The sequence below is a fragment of the Streptomyces sp. NBC_00669 genome, from assembly GCF_036226785.1.
Taxonomy (GTDB): Bacteria; Actinomycetota; Actinomycetes; order Streptomycetales; family Streptomycetaceae; genus Actinacidiphila.
This window is the reverse complement of record NZ_CP109018.1, coordinates 4,923,504-4,939,442: the sequence shown is the minus strand read 5'-3', so window position 1 is coordinate 4,939,442 and position 15,939 is coordinate 4,923,504. Positions and strand designations below refer to the sequence as shown.

The window sequence follows — 15,939 nt, the reverse complement described above, 5'->3', positions numbered from 1 at the left end:
GCGCCAACGCCTGCCCTGACATGCCGTCAGCCGTGCTGGCCACCGGCGGACTTGTCGTAGTTGTCGTGCCAGGCCGCCTTCGCGCCGGACTCCCCGATCCGGTAGACGTCCACGACGGCACCGGCGGACACGACGACGGCCAGCACCGCGGCCACCGTACGCAGCGACGCCGGCGACCTCCACCGCGCGCCACCGGCCGCGGGGCCGTCCGCCGCCGCCTCCACGGGCCGCGCAAGGCGCCGCCCCAGCCACCACACCCCGAGCGTCACCAGGAACAGACCGATCGCCCAGGGCAGCAGACCGTCGCCCAACTCCGTGTGCTTGCGGATGAGCGGGTCGTTGCCCACCCGGGACTGCAACCACTCACCCGCGTGCGTGGTGACCGGCACGAGCCCCAACGTCACCAGCCCCAGCAGCGGAAGCACCAGCCCCAAGCGCCGGGCGTACCTGGGCTGCACCGCGCACACCACCGCGGCCAGCGCCGTCAACGGCACCAGCACCACCACGAAGTGCACGAACAGGATGTGCGCCGGCAGTCCGTCTATGTGCGTCAGGCTCATGGGCGTTTCTCCACGGAAGGTGACGAGCGCGGCGAGCAGCGGCAGTCGCCGGCCCACGTCGCTCGGAAGGAGATCGCAGCCTTCCACGCCAACTTCTCAGCTCCTTCTGAACCACGGACCGAGAGGCGATACCGAGCGCGACGCGTGACGCGACCCGTCGAGGACCGGGTGGTTGACGGACTCGTACATCCGGCAGCCGGTGTCGGGGCGGCCGCCCTCACCGTTCCCCGGCCGCCCACCTGCCCAGGCCCGTCTCGCGCAGAATCCGTTCGACGCTCGCCGTCAGAGCGCTCTCCGCGCCGATGACCGTTTCGACGCCGCCGGGCAGCAGGTCGGCCGCGCGGTACCAGCCGCGCATCTCCGCCTCGCCGTACTCCCCCTCCTGCGGCTTCGTCGCGTGCCGGCGCAGCGTCTCCTCGAACGGCACGTCCAGGTAGTACGCGTGGGTCGCGCCGCGGTGGTCGGACATCAACTCGGCCAGCATCGCGCCGTAGTGCTCGGCGTAGAGGATGCCCTCCACGACCACGTGAAAGCCGTGGTCCAGCGCGTAACGCGCCACCACGCCGATCAGGCCGACGTTCGACGCACCCGGCCGGTCCCACTCCCGCAGCACCGTACGCCGCAGGTTGTCCTGCCCGACGATCGCCAGCCCCCGCCCGAACCCCGCCCGCAGCCCCGCCGCGACCGACGACTTCCCCGACGCGCTGTTGCCCCGCACCACGACCAGAACCGTATCCACGCTCCCCGTCCTCACCCACGCCACGCTAACGGCCTGCACCGACGCCGCCCGTGGCCGGGCGAAGCCCCCGAGCATCACCAGGTGCGCGAGTTCACCGGCGGGGGTCGCACGCCGACGGACAGCCCGGCACGGACGACGCGTCACGGTCTTCCCGGCCGGCGAGGTGTCGGGAGGCGGATGATGGGGTGATGCTGGTGCGGATCGAGGGGCGGGAACTGCCCGGGCGGGAGTGCGGGCCGTCGCCGGATGCTCCGTCGGGGTACCAGAACGTTCATGTCGGCGTGCAGCGCCGGGGGCACCCGGGTGAGCTGCTCGGCCTGGTGCCGGGGGACGCGCCGTCGGTGGTGTGGGAGTTGGAGGTCACGGCCACGGCGGTCGCGGGTGGATGGGACCTGCGCGGGCCGTATGTGCAGGGCCGGCCCGGGGGCCGATTCGTCTACCTGTCCTGGGGGACGGTCGAGGCGGACCGCGGCTTCGCGATGTTCCGGCGGGCGAAGCTGCTGTTCAACGGCGTGGATCGCGAGGTCCTCGAAGCGGCCGTCGCGCGGGGCGCGCTGGTCGGGAGGCTGGGGCTCACCGACGTACGGGGCAACCCGTTGTGCGCCGCTGTCGGGCCGCCCTTGATCGAGTGGTCGGCTCCCTGACCGCGCCGCACCGACGGTTCGCCGGGCCGGTTCGGGGGGAGGATGCCGCACACCCGGTCCGGGGCGCACCGCGGTGCTGCACGTCACATTGGTGCTCGCCGACGAGGGGCGGGCATCAACGCCCCCGCAGGTACCGGCCAATCACCACAGGGCACGGATGTCGTGCGCGGGGTAGGCCGGGTTGGCGACGTCCGAGCCCGCCCGCTGCGTGCCGGAGGGCCCGTCGCGGCCCGGGCGAGGGCGCTTTCGGCTGGGCGGGGGAACCTCTCAGGCGGCGGGTTGTTGGCGGGTGGCGGGCGGGGAGGTGGGGTCAGCTGGGGCGGTGCTGGGTGGCGGATTTGCCGGTGCGGTCGCGGAGCAGCACGCGGAGGGTGTTGGCACTCTCGTAGCCGACGCGGCGGGCGATGGTCTCGATCGTCTGGTCGGTGGTGCGGAGGAGGTGGGTGGCCTGTTCGACGCGGAGGTCCTGGACGAAGCGGACGGGTGAGAGGCCGAGGACGGCCCGGGTGGTGCGTTGCAGGGTGCGTTCGCTGACTCCGATCGCGGCGGCGGCGTCCTTGACGCTGAGCGGCTGGTCGAGGTGGGCGCGGGCCCAGTGCTCGAACGCGGCGACGGTGGGGTCGCACGCGGCGAGGGTGCCCGGCATGGTGTGGGCGGCCTGGGAGGGCCGTTCGTCGATGACGAGGTAGTTGGCGACCAGGTCGCTGAGCGCGGGACTGCGCCGGCGGATCAGGGTCAGCCCCAGGTCGATGTGGCCGAAGGCCGCGCCGGCGGTCGTGATGCCGTCGCAACTGGTCACCATCTGCCGCTGGTCGAGCGTCACCCGCGGGTATCGGCGCCGGAACAGCGGCGCGAGCCACCAGGTGGTGGTGGCGCGCAGGCCGTCCAGGACGCCCGCCTCGGCGAGGAGGAAGCTTCCGGCGCAGGCGGTGGCGATCGGGGTGCGCCGGGCACGGGCCCGGGCGATCAGCTCCCGCGCGGGGGCCGTACGCGGGCCGGACAGGTGGGCCACCAGCTCGTCGGGGCGCCGCTCGGCCACGCCGGGGATCAGCAGCAGGTCGCACTCCTCGGCCTGCGCGACGGGCGCCGCGGTGACGCGGTGTCCCGCGCCCGTGCGTACGGTGCGGGTGAAGCCGACCGTGGTCAGCTGCCAGGTGGGCGGCGGCTGGGGCAGCCGGGTCCGCAGCGTGTTGGCGCAGTGCACGATGTCGAGGAGGGCGGCCAGGCCCGAGTCGAAGACCCCGTCGAGGACGAGCACGGCGACGCGCATGACGGAAACGGTAGCGAATGTGCCGCGTCCGCCACTGCCGGCCCGTGGGCGCGGCGCCTAGCGTCGTGGTGGGCGGCGGTCGCCGACCGGATTCGACGAGGTGGGAGCAGCACATGTCGCAGGTGGGATTCCGGCTCCGGATCGAGGCCAGGCCCGACCGCGCCGCCGAGGTGGAGGCCGCGCTCCGGGGCGCCCTGGAGCTGGCCCGCGCCGAGCAGGGCACGGTCACCTGGTTCGCCTTCAAGGAGGGCCCGACCGTGTTCGGGATCTTCGACACCTTCGACGACGAGGAGGGCCGCGCCGCGCACTTCGACGGAAAGATCGCCGACGTCCTGAAGGAGATCGGTCCGAGGATGTTCGCGGCCGCCCCGGAGGTCCACCGGACGGACCTGCTGGCGGTCAAGCTCCCCTGAACCGCCGCCGGGGGCGCGCAACGTGCCGACGGTTCGTCTGGCACGGCGCCGCCCGGATCTCGGGACGCGGTCGCGCGCTCAGTGCAGCTGGCGGCGGACCAGCCGGTGGAACAGGCCGCCGGTGTCGGCGAGCAGTTCGGCCGGCGGTCCCTGCTGGGCCACGCGGCCGTCGGCCATCACGATCACCCGGTCGGCGTCCATGATCGTGGACAGCCGGTGGGCGATCACGACCCGGGTGGCCCGCAGCGCGCGGGTGCTCTCCATCACGACGCCCTGGGTCTCGTTGTCGAGCGCGCTGGTGGCCTCGTCGAAGAAGAGGATGCGGGGCCGGCGGATCAGCGCCTGGGCGATCATCAGCCGCTGCCGCTGCCCGCCCGAGACGGCGCCGCCGCCGTCCGAGAGCACGGTGTGCATCCCCATCGGCATCCGCTTGATGTCCTCGGCCAGCCCGGCGAGTCGGGCAGCCTGCCACGCCTCTTCGAGGGTGTACGCCCCGGCGCCGCGGATGCAGTCGAGGATCGAGCCGGTGAACGGCTGCGCGTTCTGCAGGACCACCCCGCACTGCCGGCGCAGCGCCGACTGGTCGAGGGCGGCGAGGTCCTGCCCGTCGTAGTGCACGCCGCCGGAGACCGGCCGGTCGAAGCCGATGAGCAGCCGCAGCAGCGTCGACTTGCCGCAGCCGCTGGCCCCCACGATCGCGGTGAACTCGCCCGGCCTGACCCGGAAGGACACATCGTCCAGGACCAGCGGCGCGTCGTCGGCGTACCGGAAGGTGAGGTTCCGCGCCTCGATCGCGCCGGACAGCGCGCCGGGCTGCGTGCTGCCGCCGCGTACTTCGGGAGCCGCTTCGAGGATCGGCTTGACCTGCTCGAAGAGCGGCAGCACGGCGGCGGCGGACAGCAGTGCGCCGGTCAGCTGCGTCACGGAGGTCAGCATCATCGTCACCGCGGTGTTGAAGGTGAGGAAGGCGCCGGCCGACAGGGCACCGCGGGCCGGGCCCGCGAGCAGCATGAACATGGTGAGCGTGCAGAACGGCAGGCACACCGAGTTGAAGACGGTGATGAGGTTCTTCGTCCGGCCGACCCGCTGTTGCAGCTCCCGGCTGTGGGCGAACTCCCCTGCCCAGGCGCCGTAGGCGAAGCTCTCCGCCGCCGAGACCCGCAGTTTCGGCAGGCCGCGCAGCGTCTGGAAGGCCAGGTTGTTGAGCTTGTTGGTGAGCACGACCAGCTTGCGCTGCCAGCGCAGTTGGGCCAGCCCCAGGCCGAGGAACACCGCGCCGACCACGAGCAGTAGGGCGACGGCCACCAGCGTCAGCGGCACGCTGTACCACAGCAGCAGGACGAGGTTGACCGCACCGACCGTGCCGGCCTGCACGATCACGGAGCTGATGCCCGACAGCACCCGGCGGATCGCGCTGATGCCCATGGCCGCGCTCGCCAGTTCCCCGGTGGAGCGTTCGGCGAAGAACCGGGTCGGCAGCCTCAGCAACCGGTCCCAGACGGCGGGTTGGAGGGTGGCCTCGACCCGGCCCTCGACCCGCAGGATGGCGGTGTTCTGCATCAGCATGAACGCGGTGGAGACCACGGTGGTGGCCACGATCGCCAGCGCGGTCTGGACGATCAGGCTGTTCTCGGCGTTCGGGACGTACTCGCCGAGCACCCGGCCGGTCGCGATCGGCACCAGCGCGCCGAGGCCGACCGCGACCAGCCCGCCCAGCAGCAGGGCGCGCAGGTCCGCGCCGGTGCCGCGCAGGCAGAAGCCGAGCAACCGGCGTGCGGACAGCGGCTCTTCGGGCAACGGCCGGTAGAACATGACGGCCCGGGGGGCGAATTCCGCCGCGTTGGCGCTGCCGATCCTCGCGCGGCGCCCGGTGGCCGGGGTCACCGCCTCGTAGCCGCCGCGCCGCCACAGCAGGGCGACCGGGGCGCCGCTTGCGGCCCGATGTCCCACCAGGGGACCGGAGTTCTCCCGCCACCAGCGGCCGTTGAGCTGTACGGGACGGGTGCGCAGCCGGGCGCGCACCGCGATCCGCTCGACCGCGCTCATCCGGTCGGCGGCGTCCGCGCCCTCCGGTCCCGGGCCGCCGTCCACGGCCGCCCCGAGGTCGATCCCGGCCGCGTCGGCGACCAGGCGGCAGGCGGCGAGGGTGCCGTCGTCGCCCGCGGGTCCGCGGCTTCCGGCCGCCCGGCCGGGTCCCGACCTGCCGGCACCGGGCTTGCCGATCGACGCGAGCAGGGTGTGGTCCGCCTGCTCGCGCACCTCCTCGCCGGCCTTGATCCCGGCCGCCGCCCGGTCCTCGTGCGCCTGCTCCGACTGCTCGATCCAGCGGTCGAGGGCGAACAGCAACCGGGTCTGCTGCTCGACCATCCGCCGCCACATCCCGCCGTCGACGAGCAGGTCCCCGCCCGGCTTCCCGCCGTAACCGCCTTGGTACGGTACGCCGTTCGCGGTCCCGTAGGCGTCGGCGTGCCCCTGCCCGTACCCGTCCCCGTAGGCGTACTGGACGCTGCCCGGGGCCACCGGCATCCACAGGATGCCGTCGTCGGGCGAGCCGCTCTCCTCGGCCCGGTCACCGGGCCGGCCCGCGCCAGGTGCGCCGCCCGGGGCCGGGCGGCCTTCCACGGGTGCGTCGAACAGGACGCTCAGGCCGCGCCCGATGCCGCGGGCGAACGCGTTCTCCAGCGGGCCGCCGCCCCACGCCTGGCTGCTCTCGGCCCACCCGTCGCCGTACGCCGAACCGTCGCCGTACGCCGAACCGTATGCCGAACCGTCGCCGTAACCGCCGCCCTGCGCGGGCTGATCGCCGTAGCCGGTGCCGAACAGTTCGCGCAGCGAGATGCGGTGCAGGACGCAGTCCTCCAACGGCCGTGCCACGAGGGTGTGTTGTGGGCCGTCGGCCGGGCCGAGCAGCAGGGTCCCGGTGCGCAGCCGGCCGAGGAAGTGCCAGCGGCCCTGCCGCGCCGCGTCGACCGCGAACAGGTCCATCGCCCCGCGCGCGACCAGCCACAGCACGTGCGGGCCCTCCAGCGACAGGCTGCGCCGGCCGGCCGGGGGGACCGGCCGGCCCAGCCCGCCCATGGCGTCCAGTACCGGGTCAACGGGACCCGCGCCGCCGGTCAGCGGCGGGTGCACGGAGGTCACCTCAGCGCTCCCTGACCAGGTCGGCGTACGGCCCGCCGGCGGCGACCAGGTCCTCGTGGCGGCCCCGCTCCACGACCCGGCCACGGTCCAGGACGACGATCTCGTCGCTGTCGCGGACCGTGCTGAGCCGGTGCGCGATCACGACGCAGGCGCAGCCGCGCCGCCGCAGGTTGTCGATGATCACCTGCTCGGTCTCCGCGTCCAGGGCGCTGGTCACCTCGTCGAGGACCAGCACGCTGGGTCCGCGGACCAGCGCCCGGGCGATCTCCAGGCGCTGCCGCTGGCCGCCGGAGAAGTTGCGGCCGTCCTGCTCCACCCGGGCGTGGATGCCGCCGGGGCGCCGGGCGACCGCGTCGTACACGGCCGCGTCCTGGAGCGCGGAGACGACGGCCTCGTCGGGGATCGACGGGTCCCACAGCGCGACGTTGTCGCGGACGGTGCCCTCGAAGAGGAAGACGTCCTGGTCGACGAAGGACACCGACGCGGACAGCGAGCCGCGCGAGAGGTCGGAGAGCAGTTGCCCGTCGATCCGGATCTCGCCCTCCCACGGCTGGTACAGGCCCGAGATCAGCCGGGACACCGTGGACTTGCCGCTGCCCGACCCGCCGACGAGCGCGACCTGCCGGCCGGGGCCGACCGACAGCGAGAAGTCGGTGAGCAGCGGCTCGTCGAGCGGGCTGTAGCCGAAGGTGATTCCCTCAAGGGTCACGTGGCCGCTGAGCCTGCGGGTGCTCGCGGCCGGCCGGTCGCGGGCGAAGAGCGGGTCGGCCGGGAAGCGCTCGACGTCCTTGAGCCGGGTCACGTCGGCGGTGAAGTCCTGCACCCGGCCGGCCACCGCGCTGAGCCGGCTGACCGGCGCGGTGAAGCTGGTGACCAGGGTCTGGAAGGCGACGAGCAGCCCGATGGAGATCTGGCCCTCCACCGCCCGGACCCCGCCGACCAGCAGGATCAGCGCGCTGTTGAGCGCGGCGAGGGTGGGCGCGACAACGGCGAGCGCCGCGCTCGGCACGCCCAGCCGCTGCTGGCCGTCGAGCGTCGTGGCGTGCTGGCCGGCCCAGCGGCGGAAGAACCCGTTCTCGCCGCCGGTGGCCTTCATCGTCTCGATCAACTGCAGTCCGCTGTAAGCGGTGTTGGTCAACCGGGCCTGGTCGGCGCGGAGTTTGTGCACCCGGGTGCTTCTGATCCGTGCCACCAGGCGCAGCGCGACGATGTTCAGAAGGGCCAGCGTCACCCCGATCAGGGTCAGTTGGGGGTCGTACGTCCACAGCAGGACCGCGTAGAGGAGCACCACCACCGCGTCCACGCCGGCCGAGGCGAGGTCCCGGGCCAGGGTCTCGGCCACCGAGTCGTTGGACTGCAGGCGCTGCACCAGGTCGGCGGGGCTGCGCTGGGCGAAGAACGTGACGGGCAGCCTGAGCAGGTGGCGCAGGAACCGGGCGCTGCCGAGCGTGGAGGAGATGACGCGCCCGCGCAGCAGGTTGGCCTGCTGCACGCCGGTGAGCACGGCGGTCAGCACGACCAGCGCGGCCATCGACGAGAAGACCACCGGGAGCAGCGACGTCCGGCCGCCGAACAGGAACGTGTCGATGTACGCGCGGCTCAGCGCGGGAACCGCCACCCCCACGGCGACCAGCAGGAAGCTGGCGGCCAGCGCGGCGAGCGTGGTGCCCCGGGTGCCGCGCAGCCGGGCCGGCAGCGCGCCGGCGATTCCCGGTCTGCGGCCGCCGGGACGGAACCTGACGCCGGGCTCGAAGGTCAGCACGACGCCGGTGAAGCCCGCGTCGAACTCCTCGTCGGGAACGAACCTGCGTCCCCGGGCCGGGTCGTTGAGGCGCACGCCACGGCGGCCGAAGCGCCGCACCGTCCCCTCGTACACGACGAAGTGGTTGAACTCCCAGAACAGCACGGCCGGTGTCCGGACCTGCGCCAGCGCCGCCGACTCCATCTGCATGCCCTTGGCTTCCAGGCGGTAACCGCGGGCGGCTTTCAGCACGTTGCTCGCCCGCGAGCCGTCGCGTGAGACGCCGCAGGCGATCCGCAGTTCCTCCAGGGGGACATGGCGGCCGTAGTGGCCGAGCACCATGGCGAGCGCGGCGGCGCCGCACTCCACGGCCTCCATCTGCAACACGCTGGGGGTGCGGACGGTCTTCTGCCGCTTCGGCCGGCGCTCCTTGGGCTTCCGCCGGTCGGCGGCGCGGCGTTCGGGGGCACGGCGCCCGGCGGCGCGGTCGGCGCGGTCGGTGCGGTCGGTGCGGCGGCCGGTGCCCGCCGGGGAGTGCTGCGCGGTCACGGCTTCACCCAGTCGATCGGATGCTGCGCGGCCAGGTGGACGGCGCCGCTGAGCAGCGTCCGTGAGTCGATCGCGTACGGCGGACCGCCCGTCGACGACCACCGGTAACCGGACTTCGTGCCCGCGGCTCGGTCCAACTGGACCACCACCGCGACGGGTTGGCCCTTCGCGGAGAACTGGTCGCCCAGCTGGGCGTCGCCCAGGAAGCTGGTGATCTGCTCCCGCGTCTCCGGTACCCGTCCCACCGCGAGCACCCGGCCGCGCAGCACGCCGTAGTCCCGCGTCGGCACGGTCTGGAGGGTCAGGTCGACCACGGCTCCCGGGAGGATCGACGACGCGCTGCCGCCCTGCGCGTACAACACCGCCACCAGCGGGTCGGCGGGGCCGTCGGCGTGTTCCAGCGTCGCGAGGTCCGCTCCGGTGGCGACCACCGCGCCGATCTTGGCGGCCAGAGCCGTCACCCGCCCCGCGGCCACCGCGCGGACCGTCTCGACCGCCCGGTCCGTGCGCACGCTCAGCAGCCGCGCGCCGCTCGGAACGGTGTCGCCCTCCTTGGCGTACACCGCGGTGACCTGGCCGGCGACCGGGCTCTGTAGGACGTAACTGCCCTGCGCCCGGGTCAGGATGCCGGGGGCGGTCAGCTTGGCGGAGACCGTGCCGGTCACCGCCCAGAAGGCGGCGGCGGCCATGACGACGGCCGTGACGGCGAGCGCCAGCCGGCCCTGCGGCCGGGCGAAGCGGACCGGCATGTCGAGTTCTTCGGGTGCCTCGAGCTTGGCGAGCGCCTTCTGCCGGAACTGCACGGGGCCACTCCTTCAACGGCGTTCGTCTCGGCCGGGCGGTCCGGACAGGGCGAGTCGCGCGGGGTGCCGCAGGGCGCCGCGGGGTGCGGCCGGGCACGGCCAGGCCCCGGAACAGGCGGTTCCGGGGCCATGGTCGGACGTCTCGCGGTCAGAGACCCGCGAGACCGGTGATGCCGGACAGCGTGTTGGTGGCGCCACCCACCAGGCCGGTGACCTGGCCGACCGGCAGCGCGTCGGTGACCGGCGCGACGAGGTCGCCGAGGCCCAGGCCGTCGATGCCCAGGGCGACGCCGACGCCACCGGAGATGTTGTCCAGGTCGCCGTCGGCAAGCTCGCGGGTCTCGACCTGAGAAGCGGTGTTACGCATGAATTGCGTTCCCTTCATGACTCTGCGGAATTCCGATGAGTGAGACGGGGGGCGGATGTTCGAGCCAATACCGAACACAATTCGCAACTCCCGTTCGACGCAGGACGCTAGTACGCGTTCCGGCCGCCCGGCCACCCCGACCACCTCGATGTTTCGGTCAGCATTTCGGTACCGCAAGCAGAGTTCGTGCCCGGCCGGCCACCGGATGGCGACGTTTTCTTCACACAATTTCGAACGGCTATTCCTCTCCGCCGGAACCGCCGTTGATCACGATGCGGACATACCTGCGACTTACGATTTCCGGGCACCGGGCGCGGGAGATCGCGTCAGGGTGCTGTGCGCCTCATGCGGTCACCGTGTGCAGGATTGCCGCGCGCTCAGCGGGAGCCGGCGCGGAAGTCCGTACGGATGTCCGATCGGGAGTCCGCGCGGGAGTCCGTACGGGAGTCCGCGTGGGTGTCCACCCGCCCGAGCAGCACCGCGGGAAGCTGGTCACGGCCGTCGATGCCGAGCTTGCGGTAGGCGTGGGTGAGGTGCACCTCGACCGTCCGCAGTCCCACCAGGAGGATCTCCGCGAGTTCCCGGTTCGTCCGGCCCTCCGCGGCGAGCGTGGCGGTCCGCAGCTCGGCCGCGGTGAGGGACGCGACCCCCGCCGTCTCGGAGGACTTCGGCGGGCGGCCGCCGCAGGCGGACAGCTCGATCCGCGCCCGCCCGGCCAGGTCCGCGCAGCCGCACTCCTCCGCGAGGGCCAGCGCCGTACGCAGCGCCCGCCTGGCCGGTATCCGGCGGTTGGCCCGGCTGAGCGCGGAACCGTGGTCGGCCAGCGACCGGGCCAGGTCGAGCCGGCCGTCCGAACGCTCGGCCACCGAGACCGACTTCTCCAGCACCGCCAGCCCCTCGGCCCCGCCGAGGACCGCGCCCATCGTGCGCAGGGCGGCGGCGAGCGGGCCGGGCGTGCCCCAGCGGCGCGCCTGCTCCACCTCGTCCGCGGCGTACCGGCGGGCCTCGGCCGGCTCGCCGAGCGCGAGCAGCGCCCGGGCCGCGTCCGAGCGCCACGGCGCGACCGCCGGGTTCTCCACCTTCCAGGCCGGCAGCCGGCCGCCGGCCGCCAGCAGGTCCCGCAGCCCGTCGGCAGGGCGCCCGGTGGCCACCCGCAGCCGGCCCCGGGCGAGCAGCAGCGCCGTACCGCCCCAGGTCCGCCATGCGTCGGCGCGCGGTTCCGCCTGCTCGACCAGTGCCGCCGCCTCCTCGGACTCGCCCAAGTCGAGGTGGATCTGCACCAGCCGGGCGAGCAGTTCCACCGCCGCGCCGCTGTGCCGCGGGGCACCGCACCCGACGAGGAGTTCCAGCGCGGCCCCGGCGTCCTCGGCCGCGGCCGGCAGCCGGCCCAACTGCTGCGCGATCACCCCGCGCAGCGACCGGGCGCCGGCCAGGCCCGGCCGGTGCCCCCACCGCGCCGCCTGCCCGGCGAGCGCGTCGCAGCGCTCGAACGCGTCCTCGGCCCGGCCCGCCTGCGCGAGCACGAGCACGGCGCGCAGGCTCGGCCGCAGGGCCTCCGGGGTGACCGGGAGGACCGCCAGCGCCTGTTCGGCGCGTGCGGCGGCCCGGGACCGGAACCTGCCGGCCCGTGCGGTGCGGGTGGCGACAAGGCTCAGGTAGCGTCCCTCGTCCACCGCGCCGGACCGGGCCGGCCGGCGCAGGCGGGACAGCGACCCGCCTGCCGCCTCGGCATCCGCTTCACCGTCGCACCGAACGTCCGCGGACCACAGGGTGCGCTCACCCGGAGTGGGCGCACCGGGAGTGGGCTCACCGGGAGTGCGCTCACCGGGGGTGGGCTCCGGGAACGCGTCGAGGAGTCGGTCCGCCTCGCGGGAGCGGCCGGTCGTGATGAGGTGCTCGGCCAGCTCGCGAAGGGCCCGTTCACGCAGGGCCCCTTCGCGCAGGTCTCCTTCGCGCAGGGCCCGTTCACGGTGGGCCGGTTCACGGTGGGCCGGTTCACGGTGGCCCCGTTCTCCCGCCTCCCCTTCGCCCGGGTCGCCGCCCGGGTCCCGCTCCGGGTCGCCGCCCGCCTGATCGCGTACGCCCGGGTCCTCTACGGCCAGTTCGGCCGGAGTCGTCGTCCGGCCCGGCTCGGCCGCAGCGCGGGAGACCTCCGTCAGGCGGTCGATCGCCGCGTCGAGGTCCGTGTACCCCTCGGCGTGGCCGAGTTCCGCGAGCAGCGCGATACGGGTGGGGTCGGGAAGCGGCTCGCGCAGGGCCCTGGCCAGGTAGGCGCAGGCCCGTTCGGGTTCGCCGCGGCGGAGCGCGGTCGCGGCGGCGTCGCGCAGCAGGCCGGCGGCCCAGGGTTCGGCGGGCGCGGAGGAGGACATGAGCTGTTCCGCCGCCCGGTCGCCGGGCGCACCGGTCGCCCGGAGTATCCCGGCGGCCTTGGTGTGCAGCGCGTGGAGGTCCGCGAGCGGAACGTCCTGGAGCACCGTGTTGCGCATGAGGGGCTGCGCGAACGTCATCGACTCGCCCGCCACCCCCATCAGCCCGGCCCGGTCGAGGGCGGTCATGACCTCCATGACCACCGCGGGTTCGGCGCCGCAGAGGCGGGCCACCCGGGCGAGATCCGCCTCGGCTCCCAGGACGGCGGCGGCCCGGGCGATGTCGAGGGCGTACGGCGATATCCGTCGCAGCCGGGCGCGCAGCCGGGCGGCGAGCCGGGGAACGGCGATGCCGCCCAGTACGTCCGCCGAATCCGAGGTGGGGCTGACCGCCTGGTCCCGCAGCGCCGAGGTCAACTCGGTGACGGACAAGGGGTTTCCGCCCGCCTCCCGCATCACGGCGGCGACGAACTGCCCGTCCGGTGCGGCGGCCAGCGCACGTTCGATCACCGCCGACGTCGCCGGAGCGCTCAGGTCCGCGGGGTGCAGTTCCACCGCGCTCACGGCCAGCAACTCGTCGAGGACCGCCGGGTCGGCACACGGCTCGCCCGGACACACGGTGAGCATCACGGCGATCCGCGCCCGGTCGACTCGTTGCGGCAGGACGCTCAGCCAGCGCAGCGACTCGCGGTCGAGGTACTGGAGGTCGTCGACGGCGACGAGCACGGGGGCGCGGGTGGACAGCCGGGCCAACGCCCGGTGGAAGGAGTGGAGTTCGGCGGAGAGGACGGGCCCGGGCGTGGTCGTTGACGCGGTGGGCACCGGCGCCCCGGCCGAACCGGTCGTTCCGGAAGGGGAGTTGGAGCCGTCCGAACCCAGATCCGCGAACGGGCCCCCGACGTGCGCCAGTTCGCCGGCCACCGGCTCGAACAGCCTGCTCACCAGCCCGAACGGCAGGTCGCGCTCGGACGATATCCCTCGGGCCGACAGCACCATGAAGCCCTCGCGCCGAGCCCGGTCGAGTGCCGCGTCGAGCAGCGCCGACTTACCCGTGCCCGCGCCCGCGCTGACCACCACCACCCGTCCGGCGCCCTCCGCCGCGGCGGCGAGCATCGCCTCGACCTCGCCGATCTCCCGGTCGCGGCCGACCAGTTCTGACTGCGCCGTCTGCATGTGTTACCCATTCCCGTGGCCGGACGGCATGACGGCGCGTGCCGGCCGGGCAGCGGTCAAGGGGAGCGGCGGGCCGTGATCACGCACCCGCCCCGGACGTATCCCGGCACGCGCACCGTCGCTCCGGCCCCGATTGATCGAGGGACGAGCTGGTGCGGAGTTCCTTGCCGGGTCTTCGGAAACCATGGGCGGGCGGTGCGGCGGCACGGCCCGCGACCGCGGTGGCGGCACGCTCCCGCCGCACCGCCTGCGTTCCGCGGGCGGGCGGGCGTGAGCTGCCGGGTCGTGCCAGGTTCACTTGCACCGCAGATCAGTGGGCCGGTGGGGCGGGGCTGAGCCAGCCGCAACCATAGCGTTTCCGCGCTGACCCGGCTGGTCGGGAGGGAGCCCGGTCCCGGTCGGCCGGCGGAACGCGCGCGGGATGCCCTGCTCGTCACTGCCGGCCTGGGTCGTGACACCCGGCACGACGACCGCACCTGCGCGCGCCGGCCGCCGTCCACGCAAGGGGGCGAACGCAAGGGGCACGGCGAGACAAGTACAGGGTGAGACTGTCACCCGACGGTCGGAGACGGAGACTCCGTGACATCGGAACACGACGAACGCGGCGACCGCGACGGTGACGCCCAACTGTCCAGGGCCGCCGACGATCCGGCGGCGTTCACGCCGCTGGTCGAGAAGTACTCGGCGGCCCTGCACGGCTACTTCGCGCGGCGGATGCCGGGCGCGGCGGACGACCTGCTGGCCGAGGCGTGGCTGCAGGCGTTCGCCGCGCGGCGAACGTTCGACGCCTCGCGCGGTACCGCCCGGGGCTGGCTGTTCGGAGTGGCCCGCAACGTCCTGGCGGGTCATGTGCGGCGGGCCGCGCGGGCGGAGGCCCCCGCGCAGGTGGAGGTCAGCGACCCGTGGCAGGCCGTGGACCAGCGGCTGGACGCCGCGGCGCTGGCGCCCGCACTGCGCAGCGCGCTGGCCGAACTGCCGTCCGAGGAGCGGGAGGTGATGCTCCTCGTCTGCTGGGAGCAACTGACCCCGGCCGAGGCGGCCACCGCCATGGGCATCCCGTTCGGAACGGCCCGTTCGCGGCTGTACCGGGCCCGGGGCAGATTGCGCGAGCGGATCGCGCCGGACCGTCCCGCGGGGAACCGCCCCGCGGGACAGAGCCTGGCCGCGACGGGAGACCTGGCATGAGTACGTACGACATGGAGGAGACGGGCATGACCGAGCGGCAGGCAGTGCTGGACTTCCCGGGCGCCGAGGCTCTGCGGGCGGCGGGTCGGGTCGAGCCCCCGCCGGCGAAGGCGCTGGCCCAGGCGCTGGCGGCGGTCGAGGAAGCCGTGCGGGAGGCCTCGGTCCAGGCTCCGCGGGAGGACGCGCTGAAGGGCGCCGTGGTGCGGCCGTTCTGGAAGCGCCGCCGCGCCGTCGCCCTCCTCGCGGTCGCCGCGGTCGCGGCCGGCGTCGCGGTGGCGTCCGCGAACATGGCGGCAGGGCCCGCGGGTACGCAGCAGGGGCCGCGGGCGCAGTCCGCGTCGGCCTTCCTGAACGACGTCGCCGAGGTCGCCGCCACCCAGTCGACCGGTTCGGGCACGTACTGGAAGACCCACTTCAAGACCGGGGACACGTACACCTCCCGGTCGATGGAATTCACCTACGTCGTCGACGGCAAGGCCGTCCGCACGTCGCACGACCCCGGCTGGAGGCTCGGCTCGCGGCGCTTCGACTGGAACGCCCTCGACCGCCTGACCACCGACCCCGCGCTGCTGCTCGGGCAGATCGAGCACACCACGAAGGACTCCGCCGACGAGGACGAGGACGCGGCCACGCTCGGGTTCGTGCAGGCGAGCACCCTGCTCGCCAACGCCCCGGCCAGTCCCGAACTGCGCAGCGCGCTCTTCAGGGCGCTGGCCCAGCTGAAGGGCGTGCGCGTGGCCGGCACCGTCAAGGACAGCGCCGGGCGCAGCGGAACGGAGCTGTCCTTCCGCGGGGGCGTCGGCACCACCGAGGTGATCATCGACCCGAGGACCAGCAAGCTGCTGGAACTCAACGAGCCCTGGCGCAGCGAGAAGGACCAGCGCCAGGCGACCTACCTGTCCACCGGCCTGACCGACACGATCGGCTGACCGACCGGATCTGCCGGCCGACGACGCGGCCACGGCGCACCGCCCGGACCAGGGCGCTG

General features: G+C 74.1%; 12 protein-coding genes. 4 read left to right on the top strand and 8 right to left on the bottom strand.

Going from position 1 to position 15,939, the window contains the following annotated elements; genetic code table 11:
• Nucleotides 1–26 precede the first annotated feature (26 nt).
• Together OG896_RS20645 and OG896_RS20640 are read right to left on the bottom strand one after the other, a co-directional pair.
• The gene (locus tag OG896_RS20645) at nucleotides 27–560 is read right to left on the bottom strand and encodes a DUF2231 domain-containing protein (protein WP_328466053.1); all 534 of its coding nucleotides are present in this window, start codon (nucleotides 558–560) and stop codon (nucleotides 27–29) included.
• 217 nt (nucleotides 561–777) lie between these two features.
• Entirely contained in the window at nucleotides 778–1,374 is a 597-nt protein-coding gene (locus OG896_RS20640) for an AAA family ATPase (protein WP_329374164.1), read from the bottom strand.
• 113 nt (nucleotides 1,375–1,487) lie between these two features.
• Here OG896_RS20640 and OG896_RS20635 point away from each other — a divergent pair, with 113 nt between their 5' ends.
• On the top strand, nucleotides 1,488–1,943 hold the full coding sequence (locus OG896_RS20635) for a DUF5990 family protein (RefSeq protein ID WP_329367490.1): 456 nt from the start codon (nucleotides 1,488–1,490) through the stop codon (nucleotides 1,941–1,943).
• A gap of 310 nt (nucleotides 1,944–2,253) precedes the next feature.
• On the opposite strand, the gene OG896_RS20630 is transcribed toward OG896_RS20635, so the two are convergent.
• Entirely contained in the window at nucleotides 2,254–3,213 is a 960-nt protein-coding gene (locus tag OG896_RS20630) for a GlxA family transcriptional regulator (RefSeq protein ID WP_329367488.1), read from the bottom strand.
• Between the two features lie 113 nt (nucleotides 3,214–3,326).
• On the opposite strand from OG896_RS20630, the gene OG896_RS20625 reads away from it, so the two are divergent.
• Nucleotides 3,327–3,626: a putative quinol monooxygenase gene (locus OG896_RS20625; RefSeq protein WP_329367486.1), complete on the top strand. Its 300-nt coding sequence runs from the start codon at nucleotides 3,327–3,329 to the stop codon at nucleotides 3,624–3,626.
• Between the two features lie 78 nt (nucleotides 3,627–3,704).
• Here the strand turns inward: OG896_RS20625 and OG896_RS20620 are convergent, their stop codons facing one another.
• From OG896_RS20620 to OG896_RS20600, 5 genes are all read right to left on the bottom strand, one after another.
• Entirely contained in the window at nucleotides 3,705–6,767 is a 3,063-nt protein-coding gene (locus OG896_RS20620) for an NHLP bacteriocin export ABC transporter permease/ATPase subunit (protein WP_329367485.1), read from the bottom strand.
• Between the two features lies 1 nt (nucleotide 6,768).
• Nucleotides 6,769–8,886, bottom strand: a complete 2,118-nt coding sequence (locus OG896_RS20615) for an NHLP family bacteriocin export ABC transporter peptidase/permease/ATPase subunit (RefSeq protein WP_329374162.1) — start codon at nucleotides 8,884–8,886, stop codon at nucleotides 6,769–6,771.
• 167 nt (nucleotides 8,887–9,053) lie between these two features.
• A complete protein-coding gene (locus OG896_RS20610; RefSeq protein ID WP_329367483.1) occupies nucleotides 9,054–9,860 on the bottom strand; it encodes an HlyD family efflux transporter periplasmic adaptor subunit in 807 nt (268 codons plus the stop codon).
• A 148-nt stretch (nucleotides 9,861–10,008) separates the two neighbouring features.
• On the bottom strand, nucleotides 10,009–10,227 hold the full coding sequence (locus tag OG896_RS20605) for a type A2 lantipeptide (protein ID WP_328466072.1): 219 nt from the start codon (nucleotides 10,225–10,227) through the stop codon (nucleotides 10,009–10,011).
• A 377-nt stretch (nucleotides 10,228–10,604) separates the two neighbouring features.
• A complete protein-coding gene (locus tag OG896_RS20600; protein WP_329367481.1) occupies nucleotides 10,605–13,766 on the bottom strand; it encodes a helix-turn-helix transcriptional regulator in 3,162 nt (1,053 codons plus the stop codon).
• 579 nt (nucleotides 13,767–14,345) lie between these two features.
• Here OG896_RS20600 and OG896_RS20595 point away from each other — a divergent pair.
• Both OG896_RS20595 and OG896_RS20590 read left to right on the top strand, forming a co-directional pair.
• Nucleotides 14,346–14,951 carry an RNA polymerase sigma factor gene (locus OG896_RS20595; RefSeq protein WP_329367478.1) on the top strand — a complete coding sequence of 202 codons (606 nt, stop codon included), beginning with the start codon at nucleotides 14,346–14,348 and terminating at the stop codon, nucleotides 14,949–14,951.
• On the top strand, nucleotides 14,948–15,880 hold the full coding sequence (locus OG896_RS20590; protein WP_329367476.1) for a CU044_5270 family protein: 933 nt from the start codon (nucleotides 14,948–14,950) through the stop codon (nucleotides 15,878–15,880). Before OG896_RS20595 ends, OG896_RS20590 begins: the two co-directional genes overlap by 4 nt.
• Nucleotides 15,881–15,939 lie beyond the last annotated feature (59 nt).